General features: G+C 70.9%; 15 protein-coding genes and 1 pseudogene. 5 read left to right on the top strand and 11 right to left on the bottom strand.

Annotated elements, in window-relative coordinates; translation table 11 throughout:
- Nucleotides 1-10 precede the first annotated feature (10 nt).
- Entirely contained in the window at nucleotides 11-385 is a 375-nt protein-coding gene (locus E2170_RS02235; protein ID WP_132999016.1) for a Rieske (2Fe-2S) protein, read from the bottom strand.
- 50 nt (nucleotides 386-435) lie between these two features.
- On the opposite strand from E2170_RS02235, the gene E2170_RS02230 reads away from it, so the two are divergent.
- The 4 genes from E2170_RS02230 to E2170_RS02215 all read left to right on the top strand — a co-directional run bounded on the left by E2170_RS02230 (nucleotide 436) and on the right by E2170_RS02215 (nucleotide 3,446).
- Nucleotides 436-726, top strand: a complete 291-nt coding sequence (locus E2170_RS02230) for a hypothetical protein (protein WP_132999015.1) — start codon at nucleotides 436-438, stop codon at nucleotides 724-726.
- A gap of 31 nt (nucleotides 727-757) precedes the next feature.
- Entirely contained in the window at nucleotides 758-1,474 is a 717-nt protein-coding gene (locus E2170_RS02225; RefSeq protein ID WP_132999014.1) for a fumarylacetoacetate hydrolase family protein, read from the top strand.
- A 35-nt stretch (nucleotides 1,475-1,509) separates the two neighbouring features.
- Complete coding sequence (gene mscL / locus E2170_RS02220) at nucleotides 1,510-1,920, top strand: large-conductance mechanosensitive channel protein MscL (RefSeq protein WP_132999013.1); 411 nt, start codon at nucleotides 1,510-1,512, stop codon at nucleotides 1,918-1,920.
- Nucleotides 1,921-2,012: 92 nt separating this feature from the next.
- Nucleotides 2,013-3,446: a M28 family peptidase gene (locus E2170_RS02215; RefSeq protein WP_132999012.1), complete on the top strand. Its 1,434-nt coding sequence runs from the start codon at nucleotides 2,013-2,015 to the stop codon at nucleotides 3,444-3,446.
- 281 nt (nucleotides 3,447-3,727) lie between these two features.
- Here the strand turns inward: E2170_RS02215 and E2170_RS02210 are convergent.
- The 4 genes and pseudogenes from E2170_RS02210 to E2170_RS02195 all read right to left on the bottom strand — a co-directional run.
- A pseudogene (locus E2170_RS02210) lies at nucleotides 3,728-4,570 on the bottom strand (TrmH family RNA methyltransferase); the annotation flags it as partial.
- The gene (locus E2170_RS02205; RefSeq protein WP_132999010.1) at nucleotides 4,479-5,915 is read right to left on the bottom strand and encodes an alanine/glycine:cation symporter family protein; all 1,437 of its coding nucleotides are present in this window, start codon (nucleotides 5,913-5,915) and stop codon (nucleotides 4,479-4,481) included. The gene E2170_RS02205 and the pseudogene E2170_RS02210, both read right to left, overlap by 92 nt.
- 123 nt (nucleotides 5,916-6,038) lie before the next feature.
- A complete protein-coding gene (locus E2170_RS02200) occupies nucleotides 6,039-9,182 on the bottom strand; it encodes an efflux RND transporter permease subunit (protein ID WP_132999009.1) in 3,144 nt (1,047 codons plus the stop codon).
- A gap of 3 nt (nucleotides 9,183-9,185) precedes the next feature.
- Nucleotides 9,186-10,271, bottom strand: a complete 1,086-nt coding sequence (locus tag E2170_RS02195) for an efflux RND transporter periplasmic adaptor subunit (protein ID WP_132999008.1) — start codon at nucleotides 10,269-10,271, stop codon at nucleotides 9,186-9,188.
- Between the two features lie 240 nt (nucleotides 10,272-10,511).
- On the opposite strand from E2170_RS02195, the gene cysK reads away from it, so the two are divergent.
- Nucleotides 10,512-11,468 (top strand): cysteine synthase A, encoded by a 957-nt coding sequence (gene cysK, locus E2170_RS02190; RefSeq protein ID WP_132999007.1) that lies wholly within the window; start codon nucleotides 10,512-10,514, stop codon nucleotides 11,466-11,468.
- A gap of 158 nt (nucleotides 11,469-11,626) precedes the next feature.
- Here the strand turns inward: cysK and E2170_RS02185 are convergent, their stop codons facing one another.
- The 6 genes from E2170_RS02185 to lptF all read right to left on the bottom strand — a co-directional run bounded on the left by E2170_RS02185 (nucleotide 11,627) and on the right by lptF (nucleotide 18,406).
- Nucleotides 11,627-12,634, bottom strand: a complete 1,008-nt coding sequence (locus E2170_RS02185; RefSeq protein WP_132999006.1) for a class I fructose-bisphosphate aldolase — start codon at nucleotides 12,632-12,634, stop codon at nucleotides 11,627-11,629.
- A gap of 79 nt (nucleotides 12,635-12,713) precedes the next feature.
- Nucleotides 12,714-14,180 (bottom strand): pyruvate kinase, encoded by a 1,467-nt coding sequence (gene pyk / locus E2170_RS02180; RefSeq protein WP_132999005.1) that lies wholly within the window; start codon nucleotides 14,178-14,180, stop codon nucleotides 12,714-12,716.
- Between the two features lie 97 nt (nucleotides 14,181-14,277).
- Nucleotides 14,278-15,453 (bottom strand): phosphoglycerate kinase, encoded by a 1,176-nt coding sequence (locus tag E2170_RS02175; protein WP_132999004.1) that lies wholly within the window; start codon nucleotides 15,451-15,453, stop codon nucleotides 14,278-14,280.
- A gap of 150 nt (nucleotides 15,454-15,603) precedes the next feature.
- Nucleotides 15,604-16,032, bottom strand: a complete 429-nt coding sequence (locus tag E2170_RS02170) for a hypothetical protein (protein ID WP_132999969.1) — start codon at nucleotides 16,030-16,032, stop codon at nucleotides 15,604-15,606.
- A 170-nt stretch (nucleotides 16,033-16,202) separates the two neighbouring features.
- On the bottom strand, nucleotides 16,203-17,312 hold the full coding sequence (gene lptG, locus E2170_RS02165) for an LPS export ABC transporter permease LptG (protein ID WP_132999003.1): 1,110 nt from the start codon (nucleotides 17,310-17,312) through the stop codon (nucleotides 16,203-16,205).
- Nucleotides 17,309-18,406, bottom strand: a complete 1,098-nt coding sequence (gene lptF, locus E2170_RS02160) for an LPS export ABC transporter permease LptF (RefSeq protein WP_132999968.1) — start codon at nucleotides 18,404-18,406, stop codon at nucleotides 17,309-17,311. Before lptF ends, lptG begins: the two co-directional genes overlap by 4 nt.
- Between the last annotated feature and the right edge of the window lie 126 nt (nucleotides 18,407-18,532).

The raw sequence follows: 18,532 nt of genomic DNA, 5'->3' as shown, positions 1-18,532 counted from the left end.
GCCGCAGCCGTCAGCCGGCCAGCCAGACCGCGCCGTCGCGGACCTCGACCGGGACCGCGCGCAGGGCTTCGCCGCGGCAGGGACCGGCCTCGCACACGCCCCCCACGGTCTCGAAGCTGGCGCCGTGCACCGCGCACACCAGCAGCCCTTCCTTCGACACCAGGAACTGCCCCGGCGCCCAGTCCAGGCGGCGGCCGGCGTGCGGGCAGACGTTGAGCCAGGCGCGGACATCACCGGCGGCGTCGCGATGGAGGACCAGTGATTCGGCTTCGCCCTCGACCAGGCCCTCGACCTCGGCGAAGGCGCCCGGCGCAAGCGCGTCGAGCGCCAGCAGCGGCGCGCCAGCGGCCTGGGTTAACGCTTCACTTACATCTTCCGGCGCCATCGGCCCGATACTCGCTTCATCACCAAGATTTCACATTCTGGCACCACCCCATGATCAACCGCACCTTCCGCAGCTTCCATGCCCGTTTCGATGCCAGCCAGCTCGGCGCCGTGTTCGCGCCGCGCAAGCCCCGGCATCCGCTGCTGCGCCTGGCCGTGGGCCTGCTCGGCCTGGCCCTGCTGGCGGTGCTGCTGGTGTTCGGCGTGGTGATCGGCACGGCGATGCTGGCGATCGGCCTGGTGCGCCGCCTGCTGCGCCGTCGCCCCGCGCCGCACGCAGGCCGGGTGGTCGATGCCGAGTACCGCGTGGTCGACAAGCCGGCGCACTCCCTGCCCCACTGAGCCTGACGCTCACCCCCTCCTGGAGCCTTCCATGACCGACGTGATCCCCGCGCCGGCGCCGGTCCGCGTGCCGGTCCGCGGCGGTGGCTGCTTCCCCGTGCGCCGCATCTACTGCGTGGGCCGCAACTTCGCCGACCACGCCCGCGAAATGGGCGCGCAGGCCCCGGCCTCGAAGGCCGAGCGCGGCCGCCCGGTGTTCTTCATGAAGCCCGCCGACGCCGTGGCCACCGGCGGCGAAGTCCACTACCCGCCGGCCACCGCCGACCTGCACCATGAGGTGGAGCTGGTGGTCGCGCTGGGCCGCGACGCGCCCGACGGCGTGCTCGACCGCGCCGATGCCCAGGCCCTCGTTTTCGGCTACGGCGTGGGCCTCGACCTGACCCGCCGCGACCTGCAGGCTGCCGCCAAGCAGGCCGGCCTGCCCTGGGACACCGGCAAGGGCTTCGACGAGTCCGCGCCGCTGAGCGAACTGGTGCCGGCCGGCGAGATCGGCGAGCTGTCCCCGCGCCGGCTGTCGCTGGCGGTGAACGGCGTCGAGCGCCAGGCCGCGCCGCTGTCGGACCTGATCTGGGACGTGCCCGACATCCTCCACGAACTGTCGAAGCTCTACGCCCTGCGCGCAGGCGACCTCGTATTCATGGGCACCCCGGCGGGCGTCGCCGCCCTGTCCCCGGGCGACGTCTGCGAGGCCACCCTCGACGAGGCCATCACCCTGCGCTGCCGGATCATCCCGGCGCGTGTAGGCTGACAGCCGCCACACCATCCACAACCAGGGAGATCGCGATGGGCATGATGAGTGAGTTCAAGGAATTCGCAATGCGCGGCAACGTCATCGACCTCGCCGTCGGCGTGGTCATCGGTGCCGCCTTCGGCAAGATCGTGTCCGTGCTGGTCGACAACGTGATCATGCCGCCGATCGGCCTGCTCATCGGCGGGGTCGACTTCTCCAACCTGGCCATCACCCTCAAGGAAGCCAGCGTCGATGCCGCCGGCGAAGCCGTGCCCGCGGTGGTGATCGGCTACGGCGAGTTCATCAACGCACTGATCCAGTTCATCATTGTGGCCTTCGCGATCTTCATGGTGGTCAAGGCGATCAACCGCATGAGCCGCAAGCAGGAAGAACCCGCAGCGCCGGAAGCGCCGCCGGAGGACGTGCTGCTGCTGCGCGAGATCCGCGACTCGCTGAAGCGCTGAGGCGCCGTCCCGCCGGTCGGGACTTGTCGCACATGGGCACTGGGCCGCGGCTTGCTAAGCTGCGGCCCCGTCCTTTTCCGCGCCGGAGCACCATGCGCCTGGTCCCGATGTTGCTCGCCGCGGCGATCGCCGCCGTCACCGTCCCCGCAGCCTCTGCCACCGACGCGGCCGCAGCCGCCGCACCGGCCACCGCCGAAACCCGCATGAGCGACGCCTCGCTGGCCGTCGCCGCCCGGCTGCGCGAGACCGCGCTGGCCAGCAGTCTGGCTTGGGACATCACCGAATCGCTGACCACCGAGATCGGCCCGCGCCTGGCCGGCAGCGAGGCCGATGCGCGCGCGGTCGAGTGGGCGAAGGCGAAGTTCGCCGAGCTCGGCTTCGACCGGGTGTGGACGGAGCCGGTGACCTTTCCGAAATGGATCCGCCGCAGCGAGTCCGCCGAAGTGCTGGGCGCGAACGCGCAACCGCTGGCCCTGACCGCGCTCGGCGGCAGCCCCGGCGGCACGGTCGAGGCCGAGGTCGTGCGCTTCGCCGATCTTGCCGCGCTGGAGGCCGCGCCCGTGGGCTCGCTGGCCGGGAAGATCGCCTTCGTCGATTACCGCATGGAGCGCGCCCGCGACGGCAGCGGCTACGGACCCGGCTCGCGCGTGCGCAGCCGCGGCCCTTCGGCGGCGATCCGCGCAGGCGCCATCGGCTTCGTGATGCGTTCGGCGGGCACCGACTCGCACCGCAACCCCCACACCGGCATCACCCGCTTCGACGAGGGCCTGGCGCCGGTGCCTTCGGCGGCGCTGGCCGTGCCCGACGCCGACCAGCTCGCGCGCCTGCTCGCGCGCGGCCCCGTGCGCCTGCGCCTGGCGCTGGACTGTGGCTGGGACGGCGAATACACCTCGCAGAACGTGATCGGCGAGATGACCGGCGCCCGCCTTCCGGACGAAGTGGTGCTGATCGGCGCGCACCTCGATTCCTGGGACCTGGGCACCGGCGCGATCGACGATGCCGCGGGCATCGGCATCACCCTGTCCGCGGCCGTGCACATCGCCGCGCTGGAGCGGCGCCCCGCACGCAGCATCCGCGTGGTCGCCTTCGCCAACGAGGAGCAGGGCCTGCACGGCGGCAACGCCTACGCCGCGGCGCATGGCGCCGATGCCGCCCGCCACCAGCTGGTGGCCGAGAGCGACTTCGGCGCCGGCCGCATCTACGGTTTCAGCACCAGCGCGCCGGCACACGCCAAGGCGGCCGAAGCGCGCATCGCCGAGGCACTGGCGCCGCTGGGCATCGAACACATGCCCGGCGAAGGCGGCCCGGGGCCGGACGTGATCGCGATCGCGGCCAAGGGCGCCACCTGGGCCTGGCTGGGCCAGGACGGCACCGACTACTTCGACCTGCACCACACGCCCGACGACACCCTGGACAAGATCGACCCCGCGGCGCTGGCACAGAACGCGGCGGCCTACGCGGTGTTCGCCTACCTGGCCGCGGATGCCGAAGGCAACTTCGGCAGTGCGCCAGTCGCGGTGCCGTGACCTGGCGGGAAGGGCTTTTTTGCCACGGATTTACGCGGATTGCGCGGATTTACACGGATCTAGCCGAGGCAGGATCGTGGCCCGAAGCCCATCCAGCCAACTCGCCAGAGGCCATTCTTGGAAAAAGCTTGTACAGCGCCTGATGTGGATCGTGGCCGCAGACAGATCCGTGTAGATCCGCGCAATCCGCGTCATCCGTGGCAAAAGCCCTTGCTCTACCCGTGAAAATCCGCGGCGAATCCGCGTAGATCCGTGGCAACCGCTTTTCCCCGCTGCGACGCCTACGAAGCGCGCGCCGCCTGCCACCAGCGGGCGAGCAGCACGGCAGTCGCCGCGGCAACATTGAGGCTTTCTACCGCGCCGGTGCCGGGAATCGACAGCTGCAGGTCGCAGGCCTCGGCGAGTGCCGGTGACATGCCCTCGCCTTCGTGGCCCAGGACGTAGACCAGGCGCTGCGGCAACGCTGCCGCGAAAGCGTCGTCGCCGCCACGCACCACGGTCGCGGCCAGGCCGAAGCCGGCGCCGCGCAGCTGGGCGATGGCGTTGTCCTCGCGGCCCAGGCGCACCAGCGGCACCGCTTCGGCGCCGCCTTCGGCCACGCGCGCGGCGGCGCCCGACAGCTGCAGCGGCGAATGCTTGGGCAGCAGCACCGCGGCGCCGAAGTTCGCGGCCGAGCGCAGGATGGCGCCGAGGTTGTGCGGGTTGCCGACGCCATCCAGCCACAGCGCGCAGGCCGCGCCTTCGCCGAGGTCGCGCAGCCAGGCGGTCAGCGCCTGCGGCGCCTCGCGCAGCACGTCGGCGACCACGCCCTCATGGTGGCTGCTGGCGGCAAGCTTGCGCAGGTCGTCCTCATCGACCACGCGGTAGCCGACGCGATGGGCCACGCACCATTTCAGCAGCGGTTGCAGGCGCGGGATCAGCGCTTCGGCGAGGTAGAGCTTGCGGATCGCCTCCGGGCGGCGCGCGAACACGGCCTGCACGGCGTTGATGCCGTGCAGACGGATCTCGTCGCTGGAACCGGCCCTGGCCAACTCAGTCCTTCCTGCGTTCCCAGAAGGCCGCGTTGCGGATGCCCAGCGCGGCCGGGTCGAACTCGGGCTCCAGGCCCTGCTTCTTCTGCCGCTCGTAGTCGCGCAGCGCGAGCAGCGCCGGCTTCTGCAGGATCAGGATGGCGACGATGTTGAGCCAGGCCATCAGGCCCACGCCGATGTCACCCAGGGTCCAGGCCGCGCCGGCCGAGCGCACCGCGCCCAGGATCACCGCCAGCAGGATGCCCACGCGCAGCACCAGGGTCATCCAGGGGCGGCTCACCTTGCGGTTGATGAAGGCGATGTTGGTCTCGGCCATGTAGTAGTACGCGACGATCGTGGTGAAGGCGAAGAACAGCAGCGCCAGGGCCACGAAGCCGGCGCCGTAGCCGGGCATCACCGATTCCACCGCCGCCTGCGCGAAGCCGGGGCCGGCCTCGATGCCGGGCAGCGCCTCGACCAGCATCGCGCCATCGGGCGTGGCCACGTTGTACATGCCGGTGGACAGGATCATGAAGGCGGTGGCCGAACACACCAGCAGGGTGTCGACATAGATGGAGAACGCCTGCACGTAGCCCTGCTTGGCCGGGTGCGAGACCTCGGCCGCCGCCGCAGCGTGCGGGCCGGTGCCCTGCCCGGCCTCGTTGGAATAGATGCCGCGCTTGACGCCCCACTCCACCGCCAGGCCCAGCATCGCCCCGAAACCGGCTTCCAGGCCGAAGGCGCTGCGGAAGATCAGCGCCACCATCTCCGGCACCTGGCCGGCGTTGAGCACCATGATCACGAACGCCACCAGCATGTAGGCCAGGGCCATGAACGGCACCACGAACTCCGCGAAGCGCGCGATCCGCTTGACGCCGCCGAAGATGATGAAGCCCAGCGCCAGCACCACGCCGGCCGCGGTCACCGTGGGCGGGATGTTCCAGGCGTTGTCCAGGCCCGAGGCGATGCCGTTGGCCTGCACGCCGGGCAGGAAGAATCCGGTGGCAATGATGGTGACCACGGCGAACAGCCACGCATACCACTTCTGGCCCATCGCCTTTTCGATGAAGTAGGCCGGGCCGCCGCGATAGCGCCCTTCGTCGTCCTTTTCCTTGTAGATCTGCGCCAGCGTGGACTCGATGTAGGAGGTCGAGGCCCCGAGGAAGGCCATCACCCACATCCAGAACACCGCGCCCGGACCGCCGAAGGCGATCGCGGTGGCGACGCCGGCGATGTTGCCGATGCCGACGCGGCCCGACAGCGATATCGCCAGCGCCTGGAACGAGGACACGCCGGCCCGCGAGGACTTGCCCGACAGCAGCAGCCGGATCATTTCCGGCACATGGCGCAGCTGCATGAAGCGGGTGCGGATGGAGAAGTACAGGCCCGCACCCAGGCAGAGCGCGATCAGCGCCTTGCTCCAGATGAGGCCGTTGAGGGTTGCGAGGAACGCGTCCAAGGGCTGGCTCCGGTGGTGGGTTGCAGTGCACCGGCACCAGGCTCTCCCCCGACCGGAACCGTCCCGATTCTCCACGATCGGGACACGGATGTGAAAGGGCCGCCCTTCAGCGGCCCTTTCCGGTCAGGCGTGCCCGCCCACGCTGGGCACTTCCCGCGCCTGCTTCTCCAGCTCCTGCGCCACGGCCTCGGGGGAACTGGTGAACGGCGCGAACAGGGTGTAGAACGCCGGCACCACGAACAGCGACAGCAGGGTCGAGAACGCCACGCCGGCGATGATCACCACGCCGATGGTGGCGCGGCTGGCCGACCCGGGACCGCCGGCCAGCACCAGCGGCAGGGCGCCGGCGGCGGTGGCGATCGCGGTCATGAGGATCGGGCGCAGGCGCACGGTCGAGGATTCGACGATGGCCCGGGCGACGCTGCGCCCCTCGTCGCGCAGTTGGTTGGCGAACTCGACGATCAGGATGCCGTTCTTCGCCGCCAGGCCGATCAGCATCACCACGCCGATCTGGCTGAAGAGGTTCAGCGTGCCCCCGGTCAGCGCCAGTCCGATGAGGGCGCCCAGCACCGCCAGCGGCACCGTCAGCATGATCACGAAGGGGTGCACGAAGCTCTCGAACTGCGCCGCCATCACCAGGTAGACCACCAGCAGCGCCATGGCGAAGGTCAGCAGCACCGCGCCGCCGGCCTTCGTGAATTCGCGCGATTCGCCCTTCCAGCCGACCTGGGCGTAGTCGGGCAGCTCGGTGCGCACCACCTCGTCGAGGAAGGCCAGGGCGTCTCCCATCGGATAGCCGGGGGCGAGGCCGGCGCTGATGGTGATCGCGCGCATGCGGTTGAAGCGGTTGAGGCTGCCGGGCTCGGCCAGCTCGCTGAGCGTGACCAGGTTCGACAGCGGCACCAGGTCGCCGCTGCGCGCGCGGACCTCGATCGCGGCCAGGTCGGCAGGCTCGGCACGGCCGGAGCGGCCGGCCTGCACCAGCACGTCGTACTCCTCGCCCTCCTGGACGAAGGTGGTGACGCGGCGGCTGCCCATCATCGTCTCCAGCGCGCGGCCGATGTCGGTGACGCTGACGCCGAGGTCGGCGGCGCGCACGCGGTCGATGTTCACGCGCATCTGCGGGCGCGTCTCCTTGTAGTCGGAGTCGACCGAGAAGAAGCCGGGGTGGGCCTCCATGCGCTGCATCACCAGGTCGCGCCACTGCGCGATCTCCTCGTACTCCGGGCCGCCGAGCACCATCTGGATCGGCTGCCCGCGGCTGCCCACCAGGCCGCCGCCCACGCGCGGCTGCGCTTCAACGCCGCTGAGCTGGCCCAGTTCCGCGCGCAGGGAGTCGGCGACCTCGGCGGTGCTCTGGTCGCGCTTGTTCCACTCCTCGAGGAACACGATCACGTTGCCGGTGTGCATCTCCTCGCTCGCACCCCAGCCGCCGGGCGCACGGGTGTTGTAGCGGCGGATGGCGCTGCCCTCCTCGGCCACGCGCTGCGCGAAGACCTTCTCGACCTCGCGCACCTGCTGCACGGTGTAGTCGAATCCCGCGCCTTCGGGGCCGATGATCGAGACGAAGAACGAACCGCGGTCCTCCGCCGGCGCCAGTTCCGAAGGCACCAGCCGGCCCAGGCCCCAGGCCGCGGCCACGCAGGCCAGCATCACCAGCAGCACGCCGCCCAGCAGCTTCGCCGGCTGCAGCGCGGTCATCGACTCCAGGCGGCGGCCATAGGCGGCCGTGACCGAGGCCAACCGGGCGTTGAACCAGCGATTGATGCGGCTGGACTTCTCCTCGGTATGCGGGCGCACCATCTTCGAGGCCATCATCGGCGTCAGCGTCAGCGCGACGAAGGCCGACAGCGCCACCGCGCCGGCCAGCGCCACCGAGAGCTCGCGGAACAGGCGCCCGGTGTTGCCTTCCATGAAACCCACCGGCAGGAACACCGCCACCAGCACCGTGGTGGTCGCGATCACCGCGAACGCCACCTGTCTGGTGCCGCGCTGCGAGGCCACCAGCCGCGGCTCGCCCAGGTCGACGCGGCGCTGGATGTTCTCCAGCACCACGATCGCATCGTCCACCACCAGGCCGATCGCCAGCACCAGGGCCAGCAGGGTCAGCAGGTTGATGGAGTACCCGAACACCAGCAGCGGGATGAAGGCCGCCAGCAGGCAGACCGGCACCGTCACCGCCGGGATCAGCGCGGCGCGGAAGCTGCCCAGGAACAGCCAGATCACGATCAGCACCAGCGCCATGGCCTCGATCAGGGTCCAGTACACGCGTTCGATCGAGGCTTCGATGAACACCGTATCGTCGTAGGCGACGAAGATCTCCGTGCCCTCGGGCAGCGATTTCTGGATCTCGACGGCCGCCGCGCGCGCGGAGCGGGTCACGTCGAGCGCATTCGCGGTCGAGGTCTTGACGATGCCCAGGCCGATATTGGGCTGGCCGTTGCTGTGGTAGTAGGCGCGGCGCTCGGCCGAGGCCAGCTCCACCTCGGCCACGTCGCCCAGGCGCACCACGTAGCCGTCGTCGCCCTTGCGCAGCGGAAGCTGGGCGAAATCCTGCGGCTCCACGTAGCTGCGCTCCACGCGCAGGGTGAAGTCGCGGCTGCCGGATTCGATGCGGCCCGCGGGCAGCTCGACGTTCTCCGAGCGCAGCGCGGCCTCGACGTCGTTGGGGGTGATGCCGCGCGCGGCCATCGCCGCGCTGTCCAGCCACACGCGCATCGCATAGCGCTGGCGGCCGCCGATGCGCACCTGGGCCACGCCGTCCAGGCTGGAGAGCCGGTCGACGATGTAGCGGTCGGCGTAGTCGGACAGCTCCAGCGTGTCCATCGTCGCCGAGCTCATGTTGAGCCAGATGATGGTGTCCGAGTCGCTGTCGGCCTTCTCGACCTCGGGCGCGTAGGCCTCGTCGGGCAGGCGGTCGAGGATGCCGCTGACCGCGTCGCGCACGTCGTTGGCCGCGGCCTCGATGTCGCGGTTCAGGGTGAATTCCAGGGTCACCGACGAGCGCCCGTTGCGGCTGCGCGACTGGATGATGTCGATGCCCTCGATGCCCGACAGCGCGTCCTCGAGCACCTGGGTGACGCGGGTCTCGACCACCGCCGCCGAGGCGCCGGGGTAGTTCACGTCCACCGAGACGATCGGCGGATCGATCGCCGGCAGCTCGCGCAGGGTCAGGCGCGAGAAGGCCATCACGCCGATCACCATCAGCAGCAGGCTCATCACCGTGGCGAACACGGGACGGCGGATGGAGAGGTCGGACAGCACCATGGCTCAGCCCTCGCCGGGCACGCCCGCAGGCGCAGGTTCGGCGGCTTCAGCGGCATCGGCGGGCACCACCGGCGCGCCGTCACCGGCTTCGACGATGCTGCTGCCGTCGCGCAGCTTGCCGGTACCGTCGACCACGATGCGGTCGCCGGGCTCGAGGCCGGCGGTGATCTCGGCCATGCCCGCTGCGCGCGAGCCGATGGCCACGGCCACCTGCTGCACCGTGTCGTCGGGGCGCACTCGATAGACGAAGGAATCGCGACCCACCTGGACCACGGAAATTTCCGGCACCAGCAGGGCATCGCGCTCGGCGCGCTCGAGTTCGATCTGCACCAGCATGCCCGGGCGCAGCAGGCGCTCGGGGTTGTCGAAGTCCGCGCGCACGTTGAAGGCGCGGCTGGTCGGGTCCACGCGCGAACCGACGTTGCTGACCACGCCCTCGAAGCCGCGCGCGCGCCAGGCCGTGCTGGTGCCGGTGATGCGCTGGCCGACGGCGACGTTGGCGAGCTGCCCCTCGGGCACCGGGAAATCCACGTACACCGTGGACAGGTCGTCCAGGGTCGCGATCACGGTGCCGGGCGTGATCAGCGCGCCGGGGCTGACCTGGCGCACGCCGAGCACGCCGCCGAAGGGCGCGCGGATGATGCGGTCCTGGAGGTTGGCCTCGATCTGGCGCACCTGGGCCAGCGCGCTGTCGCGGACCGCGCGCTGGGTGTCGAGGGTGGCGCGTGCGATCAGCTGCTGTGCGGCGAGTTCCTGCTGCCGCTTGAACATGCGGTCGGCCTCTTCGGCGGTGGCGCGCGCCGCCGCCAGCGCCGCCTGCTGCTGCTGGCCGCTGAGCGAGACCAGCGGCGCATTGGCCGCCACCACGTCGCCGCTCTCGAAATGCACCCGCTCCACGGTCTCGCTGACCTTGGCGGTGACCTCCACCGATTCGCGGGCCTTGACCGTGCCCAGCGCGCGGATGCGATCGTTGAAGGGCTGGATCGCGATCGTGGTGGTGGTCACCATGGCCGCAGGGGCGCCACCCGGGCCCATCGCATCGCCGCCACCCGTGCACGCCGCCAGCGCCAGGGCGACCAGCGCGGTCATGAAGGCCCTGCAGGCCGGGCGGGAACGTGGTGCGTGGGGCATCGTCTGTCCGTGGGGGCGGCTGGGGGATGAACCGGTGGATTCTATCGACCCGCCGTGTGTGCGACGTATGCCATCAGGCCCGGTCGCGGAATGCCGTGTTCCTGTCAACCGCTGGCGCCGTCATGCGTTACGGCGCACTCTGGCCCTGCCCCGGGGCCACCCCGGTGGCCCGTCCCCTCCCCGACCAGGACGCCACCCATGATCCACGAAAGCATCCTCGACACCATCGGCGGCACGCCGGTCGTGCGCCTGAACCGCATCGCGCCCGAGGGCGTGAGCCTGTACGCGAAGGTCGAATCCTTCAACCCCGGCGGCTCGGTCAAGGACCGCCTGGCCCTGGCCATCATCCTCGACGCCGAGCAGCGCGGGCTGCTCAAGCCCGGCGACACCGTGGTCGAAGCCACCTCGGGCAACACCGGCGTGGCCCTGGCCATGGTCTGCGCAGCGCGCGGCTACCGGTTCGTCGCCACCATGGTCGAGACCTTCTCGATCGAGCGCCGCAAGCTGATGCGCGCCTACGGCGCCCGCGTGATCCTGACCCCGGCCGCCGAGCGCGGCACCGGCATGGTGCGCAAGGCGGAGGAACTGGCCGAGGAGCACGGCTGGTTCCTGGCCAGCCAGTTCGCCAACCCCGCCAACCCGGCCTACCACCGCAACACCACCGCGGCGGAAATCCTGCAGGACTTCGCCGGCCGCCGGCTGGACCACTTCGTCACCGGCTGGGGCACGGGCGGCACGCTCACCGGCGTGGGCGAGATGCTCAAGCTGGCGCGGCCGGAGGTCGAGGTGGTCGCCGCCGAACCGGCGGTGGCCGCGCTGCTGCAGGGCGCCGAATTCACCCCGCACAAGATCCAGGGCTGGACCCCGGACTTCGTGCCCGAGGTGCTCAACCGCGAGGTCGCCAACCGCGTGCTGTCGATCAGCGACGCCGACGCCATCGCCATCGCGCGCCGGCTGGCGGCTGAGGAAGGCGTCTTCACCGGCATCTCCGCCGGCGCGACCGTGGCCGCGGCGCTGGAGGTGGCGAAGGATGCCGCGGAAGGTGCCGTGATCCTGGCGATGCTGCCCGACACCGGCGAGCGCTACTTCTCGACCCCGCTGTTCGAGGGCGTGTCCGAAGGCAGCGACGACGACTGGCTGGCCGGCCTGCCCTGACGCAGCCCCCCCTGTGGGAGCGGCTACAGCCACGATGGCCGCAAAAGCACCTCGTTCCACCAGCCATGAAAGAAAGGGCGGCCTTCGCGGCCGCCCTTTCGTGAATCCCGAAATGCATCGCGGCTGTAGCCGCTCCCACAAGGGGCTCCGGGGATGGATCAGCCGCGGGTCCACTGCCCCAGCGCGGCCAGGCCGTTGGCCTTGGCGCGCTCGTACACGGTGGCCTGGGCGGCCCCATAGTTGCCGGCCAGATCCTGCGACCACAGCTTCAGCGCGGCGGACTGCATGGCGCGGCCGTAGGAGAACGACAGCGGCCAGGGGTTCGGGCCCAAGCGGTTCATCGCGTCCAGGTGCGCGGTGGCGTCGTCGTCGGACTGGCCGCCGGACAGGAACACGATGCCCGGCAGGATCGCCGGCACCGCCGACTTCAGGCACATCAGGGTGGCTTCGGCGACCTCGTCGACGCTGGCCTGCTCGTCGCAGTCCTTGCCCGGCAGCACCATCGAGGCCTTCAGGATCGTGCCCTCGAGCGCCACGTTCTGGTTGTACAAGGCGTCGAACAGCGCGCGCAGGGTGACCTCGGTGACCTCGTAGCAGGTCTCGATGTCGTGGTTGCCGTCCATCAGCACTTCCGGCTCCACCATCGGCACCAGGCCCTGCTCCTGGCACAGCGCGGCGTAGCGCGCCAGGGCGTGGGCGTTGGCCTCGATGCAGGTGCCCGAGGGCACGTCGTCGCCGATGTTGATCACCGCGCGCCACTTGGCGAAGCGGGCGCCGAGCTTGTAGTACTCCTCCAGGCGCGCGCGCAGGCCGTCCAGGCCCTCGGTCACCAGCTCGCCCGGGAAGCCGGCCAGGGCGTGGGTGCCCTTGTCGACCTTGATGCCCGGGATCATGCCGTTGTCGGCCATGAACTTCGCGAAGGGCACGCCGTCCTTCGTCTTCTGGCGGATGGTCTCGTCGAACAGGATCGCGCCGCTGATGTACTCGTTGAGCTTCGGCGTGGACAGGAGCAGCTCGCGGTAGGCGCGGCGGTTCTCCTCGGTGTTCTCGATGCCGACGCCTGCGAAGCGCTTGGCGATCGTGCCGGTGGATTCGTCGATGGCGATGATGCCCTTTCCGGGGGCGACCATGGCGAGAGCGGTTTCGGCAAGCTGTTCGATGCTCATTCTCTGGACTCGGGGCTGGCGACGGGGCCGCCCAGTATAGCCGTTTGCCCCTGCCGGGGCCCCGTCCCGCGGCGGCGCCCTACAGCGTGCCGAGGCCCTGCGCGGCGCCGTCCTCGCCGACCTGGAGCAGGCGCAGGGTATTGGTGGCGCCGTGGGTCTCCATCGCCTCGCCGCTGGTGAACACCACCCGGTCCCCGGCCGACAGCAGGCCGGCGGCCACCAGCAGGGCCATGGCGTCGCGGGCCGCCTGCCGGGCGTCCTGGCCGCGGCTGTCGTGGGCCGTGGGGAAGACGTCGCGCATCAGGCTCATGCGCCGGCGCGCGCCGGCATGGCGGGAGAAGGCGTAGATCGGCGCGCTGGAGCGGAAGCGCGACAGGAAGCGCGCGGTGCCGCCGGATTCGGTCATGGCCACGATCGCGGCCACGCCGATGTGCTCGCTGAGGAACATCGCCGCCATCGCGATCGCCTGGTCGGCACGCTCCAGGCCGCGCTGGGCCTGCTCGAAGTCGGTGTCGTGCTCGAACTGCTTCTCGGCGCCGACGCAGATCCGGCTCATCGCCTCCACCGCCGCCACCGGCCAGGCGCCGGCCGCGGTCTCGGCCGAGAGCATCACCGCGTCGGTGCCATCGATCACCGCATTGGCGACATCCAGGACCTCGGCGCGGGTCGGCATCGGGCTTTCGACCATCGACTGCAGCATCTGGGTGGCGGTGATCACCACCCGGTTGCGGGCCAGGGTCTCGCGGATGATCTTCTTCTGGATGCCGGGCAGCTCGGCGTCGCCGATCTCCACGCCGAGGTCGCCGCGGGCGACCATCACCACGTCGCTGGCATCGATGATCGCGCCCAGGTTCTCGATCGCCTCGGCGCGCTCGATCTTCGACACCAGGGCGGCGTCGCTGCCGTGCGAGCGGGCCACGCGGCGGGCCTCGTGCATGTCTTCGGCGGTGCGGCAGAACGAGACCGCGATGAAGTCCACGCCGATCTCCGCGGCCACCTTGATGAGGTCGCGGTCGTGGTCGGTGATCGCGCCCAGCGACAGCCCGCCGCCCTGCTTGTTCAGGCCCTTGCGGTCGGACAGCACGCCGTCGTTGAGCACGGTGGTGGCGATGGTGTCGCCCTCCACCGCCTGCACGCGCAGCTGCACCATGCCGTCGTCGAGCAGCAGCACGTCGCCCGGGGCGACGTCGCCGGGCAGGCCGAGGTAGCTCACGCCGACGCCGGCCACGGTGCCCTGCGGCGCATCGGCGCGGGCGTGCAGGTCGAAGCGTTCACCGGCGCGCAGCTGCACGCGTCCGCCCTCGAAGCGTTCGATGCGGATCTTCGGCCCCGGCAGGTCGGCGAGGATGCCGACCTCGACGCCGGCGCGGGCCGCGGCCTCGCGCACCTCCTGCGCGCGCCGGACGTGGTCGTCGGGCACGCCGTGGGAGAAGTTCAGCCGCACCGCGTTGACGCCCGCGCGCACCAGCGCATCGAGGACGCCGGGCGCGTCCGTCGCCGGCCCGAGGGTGGCGAGGATGCGGGTACCGCGGCGGTATTCGGACATCGGAGGCCTCGTGCTCGGCAGGTCGGGACGGATCGCCCCATGCTAGCCGAGCCGGGTTTCAGGTGGCGGACCGCGATCCGGCGCCGCCTTCCCGCTGTCAGTCGCCGCGCTGCGCCAGCGCCGCGACCGCCGGCAGGGTCTTGCCCTCGAGGAACTCGAGGAAGGCGCCGCCGCCGGTGGAGATGTAGGACACGCCCTCGGCGATGCCGTACTTGTCGACCGCGGCCAGGGTGTCACCGCCGCCGGCGATCGAGAACGCCTTCGAAGCGGCGATCGCCCGCGCCAGGGCCTCGGTGCCCTTGCCGAAGGCGTCGAACTCGAACACGCCGACCGGGCCGTTCCAGACCACGGTGCCGGCTTCGGCGATCAGCTGCGCGTAGCGCGCCGCGGTCTCCGGGCCGATGTCGAGCACCATGTCCTCGGCGCCGATGGCGTCGACCGCCTTCACCGTCGCAGGCGCGTCGGCGGCGAAGGCCGGCGCCACCACCACGTCGGTCGGCACCGGGATGTCGGCGCCGCGGACGCGGGCGTCGGCGATGATCTTCTTCGCGGTATCGATGAGGTCGGCCTCGTACAGCGACTTGCCGACGCCGTGACCCTCGGCGGCGATGAAGGTGTTGGCGATGCCCCCGCCCACGATCAGCTGGTCGACCTTGCCTACCAGCGAGGACAGCAGCTCGAGCTTGGTCGAGACCTTGGAGCCGGCAACGATCGCCAGCAGCGGGCGCGCCGGATCCTGCAGCGCACGGCCCAGGGCGTCGAGCTCGGCCATCAGCAGCGGGCCGCCCGCGGCCTGCGTGGCGTGGCGGATCACACCGTGGGTCGAGGCCTGGGCGCGGTGCGCGGTGCCGAAGGCGTCCATGACGAAGGCATCGCACAGCGCCGCGTACCGCTTCGCCAGCGCCTCGTCGTCGGCCTTCTCGCCGGCGTTCATGCGGCAGTTCTCCAGCAGCACCAGCTGGCCGGGCGCGACCTCGACGCCGTCGAGATAGTCGCGCACCAGCGGCACCTCGCGGCCGAGCAGCTCCGACAGGCGCGCGGCCACCGGCGCCAGCGAATCGGCCTCGCTCCACGCGCCCTCCGTCGGGCGGCCCAGGTGCGACATCACCATCACCGCGGCACCGGCGTCGAGCAGCGCCTTCAGCGTCGGCAGCGACGCCAGGATGCGCTGGTCGGAGGTCACGCGGCCCTCGGCCACGGGCACGTTGAGGTCCTGGCGGACCAGCACGCGCTTGCCGGCAAGGTCGAGGTCGGTCATGCGGAGGATGGACATGGGATGGCGGCCGGAGTGTCAGGGGGCGCCATTGTCCGTGCGGGTGGCGGCGGATTCAAACCCGCGATGGTGGCCGCGATGCCGCCGGAAACGGAAAGGCCCCGCCTGGGCGGGGCCTCGTCCACTGTCGCCGGACGCTTCCGGAGGCGCTTACTCGCGGTAGCCGGACTCGTTCTTGTTGTGGATGATCCAGATGAGGTTGCCGCCGCTGTCCCAGCCCTTGCCGGCGAAGATCAGCCGCCCCTGGCCCTTGTAGGCCATCTCGTAGCGGTGGCGGTCGGACCCGAAATAGAACGGGATGAAAGCCTTGCCGGTGACGTAGACGCCCTGGTCGGTCGGCTCGCCCACGATGTCGGTCACCTGCTTCATCGGCATGCCGATCTGAAGCTGGGTGAACTTGCTGTCCGGCGCGGGCTTGCCGGTGATCTCGCCTTCCCAGCCGTTGACGCCGGTGACGGTCTCGCCATAGCCGGCTTCGACCGCCGACGAATCAGTCACTTCGCCTTCGGCGTTCAGCCAGGCCGGCGCTTCCTTGGCCTTCGAACCGCGACGCGCCTCGGCGTCTCCGGCTGCGAACAGGCCCGCGCCGGCAATCACCGCCACGGCGGCGATCACTCGCATGCTGCTGTGCATTGCTTTCCTCTCCCTGTGGTTGCGCCCCCTTTCCTTGTCTCCCCCCACGGACCGGGGCCTGATCCGAGGCGTGGTCGGATTCTCACCGCGTCCCCGGCCGGGCGCAACCTCGGAAATCAGCCGCTCCGGCGCCGGAAAAGCAGCCAGGACACCGTCAGCATCAGCAGCGGCGGCACCGCGTAGGCGATCCGGTAGTCGAAGCCGTAGACTGCGGCGAGCTTGGCCACCTGGTTCTGCAGCAGCCAGAACAGCAGCGCGAACACCACGCCGACGAACAGCCGCCGCCCCAGGCCACCGCTGCGCAGCGAGCCGAAGGCGAAGGGAATCGCCGCCAGGCACAGCGCCAGCACGTTGAGCGGGTAGAACCAGCGGGCCCAGTAGTGCTCTTCGTACTCGCTGGCGTCCAGGCCGTTGCGCTTGCGGTAGTCGATGCCCTGGCCCAGTTCGGCCGCGGACATGTAGCGGGGGCGGAAGGCGCCGCCCGCGCTCGCGGCCAGCGCGGCCGCGTCGAGCCGGGACTCCCAGCGCTCCTCGTCGACGTGGACCTCGGCCACCGAGCGTTCCTCGAAGGTCACCCGGCGCACCCCGCGCAGCAGCCAGCCGTCACTTCGGTGCTCGGCCAGGCCGACCTGGGCGACCGACTCCAGGCGGCCGTCGTCGTCGAACTCGAACATGCGCACGTCGTCCAGCTCCAGCCATGACTGGCCGTCTTCGCTGCGCTCACGCCCGTCGCGGGCATTGAGGAAGGTATTGCCCTCGCGTGCCCACAGGCCCGAGTACCGGGCCACGATCATGTCGTTGGAGCGTGCGGCGGCCTTCATCGCGTCGGCGCTGCGCTGCGCGCCCGGTCCCAGGGTCTCGCCGCTGAACATCATCAACCCGGTCAGCAGCGCCAGCGGCAGCGCCACCGAGAAGCTCAGGCGCCGGCGGGACACGCCCAGCGCGCGCAGGGCGGTCAGCTCCGAGGTCGCCGCCAGCTGGCCCAGGCCCATCAGCGAGCCGATCACCGCCGCGGTGGGGAACATGGTGTAGGCCCGGCGCGGCAGCGAATAGACGATGTAGGTCAGCACGCTCACGAAGCCGTAGTTGCCCTGGCCCATGTCGTCGATCTCGTCGACCGCGGCCAGCACCGCGTCCAGGCCCACCAGCACCACCCAGACCAGGAGCACGGTGGCCACCACCACGCGCGCGACGTGGAGGTCGTGGATCTTCGGGAAGGGCATCATCGCGCCACCTCCGCGCCACGGCGCCGGCGCGGGGCGCCGACCCGGCCGTCACGGAAGTACATCCAGGCGCCAAAGGCCAGCAGCGGCAGCACCAGCCACCACAGGCCCAGCGGCAGCGGCAGCTTGCCGTCGGCCAGCCAGCGGGTGCCCAGGGACATCAGGTTCATGCCCACCACGTAGGCCAGGAAGCCCAGTGCGATGCGGCCGTAGCGCGCCTGGCGCGGGGGGCTGCGCGCCAGCGGCACCGCCAGCAGGGCGAAGGCCAGCGCCAGCAGCGGCGGCGCGATGCGCGCGTGCAGTTGGGCCCGCGCCTCGGGCCGGGGATCGCCGAGCAGCGCGACGGTGGTGGCATATTCGGGATCGTCCTCGGCCGCGCGGGTCTCGGCGTCGGGCAGGCGCAGTTCGTTGCGCTGGTAGCGCATCATCCGGAAGTCCAGGGTGTCGGCCAGCGGGCCCTCGACCCGGAAGCCCTCGCCCAGGTCCAGGTAGCGCTCGGCGCCGTCCACCGCCAGCCGGCCGGTGCGGGCAGTGGTGACGTCCATGCGCTCCCCGTCCTCGCGGTAGACGAAAACCCGGCCCAGGGCCGAGCCCTCGCCCGACATCGCGCCCACGTAGACCACGCCCCCGCCGCCGGGCAGTTCCACGAAGCGTCCGGCCTCCAGGCCCGCCAGCAGCAGGTTGCGGTTGCCCTCGGCGACCATGCGCTGCGAGTAGTCGTTGGCCCAGGGGCCCAGCCACAGCGAACAGGCGGCGATGAAGACGACCACCGGCAGCACCAGCATCATCAGCGGCCGCAGCAGCCGCCGCGGACCGACCCCGGTGGCCACCAGCACCGGCATCTCCGAATCCCGGTACAACCGGCCCACGGCCAGCAACAGGCCCAGCATCAGGCCCAGGGGCAGGATCAGCGGCAGGTAGTTCAGCACCATCAGTCCCAACTGGGACAGCATCAGGCCCGCAGGGACCCGGCCGCGGGCGATGTCGCCGAGCACGTCGGCGAACACGCCGCCCAGGCTCACGATCATCAGCACCACCAGCGCCGCGAAGGTGGACTGGGCGAATTCGCGGAACAGGTAGGTATCCAGCTTCGGCATCGGGGTGCGGCCTTGCATTAGAATCGGGGGTTCTCGTCCATACACCGCTACGGCCGCGCCGGGACGCCGGCGCCGCGGCGCATCGCCGCATTCTGGACCGCGGATTGTAAGGAACACTTCACGCCA

This window comes from Luteimonas arsenica (assembly GCF_004352825.1).
In the GTDB taxonomy this organism is placed as follows: Bacteria; Pseudomonadota; Gammaproteobacteria; order Xanthomonadales; family Xanthomonadaceae; genus Luteimonas; species Luteimonas arsenica.
Note: the sequence above shows the minus strand (reverse complement) of the source record. Positions and strands in the feature narration are given on the sequence as shown.

Coding starts and splice junctions, on each gene's coding strand:
- E2170_RS02235 (WP_132999016.1), bottom strand. CDS start 385: ATGGCGCCGGAAGATGTAAGTGAAGCGTTAACCCAGGCCGCTGGCGCG.
- E2170_RS02230 (WP_132999015.1), top strand. CDS start 436: ATGATCAACCGCACCTTCCGCAGCTTCCATGCCCGTTTCGATGCCAGC.
- E2170_RS02225 (WP_132999014.1), top strand. CDS start 758: ATGACCGACGTGATCCCCGCGCCGGCGCCGGTCCGCGTGCCGGTCCGC.
- mscL (WP_132999013.1), top strand. CDS start 1,510: ATGGGCATGATGAGTGAGTTCAAGGAATTCGCAATGCGCGGCAACGTC.
- E2170_RS02215 (WP_132999012.1), top strand. CDS start 2,013: ATGCGCCTGGTCCCGATGTTGCTCGCCGCGGCGATCGCCGCCGTCACC.
- E2170_RS02200 (WP_132999009.1), bottom strand. CDS start 9,182: ATGGTGCTGTCCGACCTCTCCATCCGCCGTCCCGTGTTCGCCACGGTG.
- E2170_RS02195 (WP_132999008.1), bottom strand. CDS start 10,271: ATGACCGCGCTGGTCGCCCTGGCGCTGGCGGCGTGCACGGGTGGCGGC.
- cysK (WP_132999007.1), top strand. CDS start 10,512: ATGATCCACGAAAGCATCCTCGACACCATCGGCGGCACGCCGGTCGTG.
- E2170_RS02185 (WP_132999006.1), bottom strand. CDS start 12,634: ATGAGCATCGAACAGCTTGCCGAAACCGCTCTCGCCATGGTCGCCCCC.
- pyk (WP_132999005.1), bottom strand. CDS start 14,180: ATGTCCGAATACCGCCGCGGTACCCGCATCCTCGCCACCCTCGGGCCG.
- E2170_RS02175 (WP_132999004.1), bottom strand. CDS start 15,453: ATGTCCATCCTCCGCATGACCGACCTCGACCTTGCCGGCAAGCGCGTG.
- lptG (WP_132999003.1), bottom strand. CDS start 17,312: ATGATGCCCTTCCCGAAGATCCACGACCTCCACGTCGCGCGCGTGGTG.
- lptF (WP_132999968.1), bottom strand. CDS start 18,406: ATGCCGAAGCTGGATACCTACCTGTTCCGCGAATTCGCCCAGTCCACC.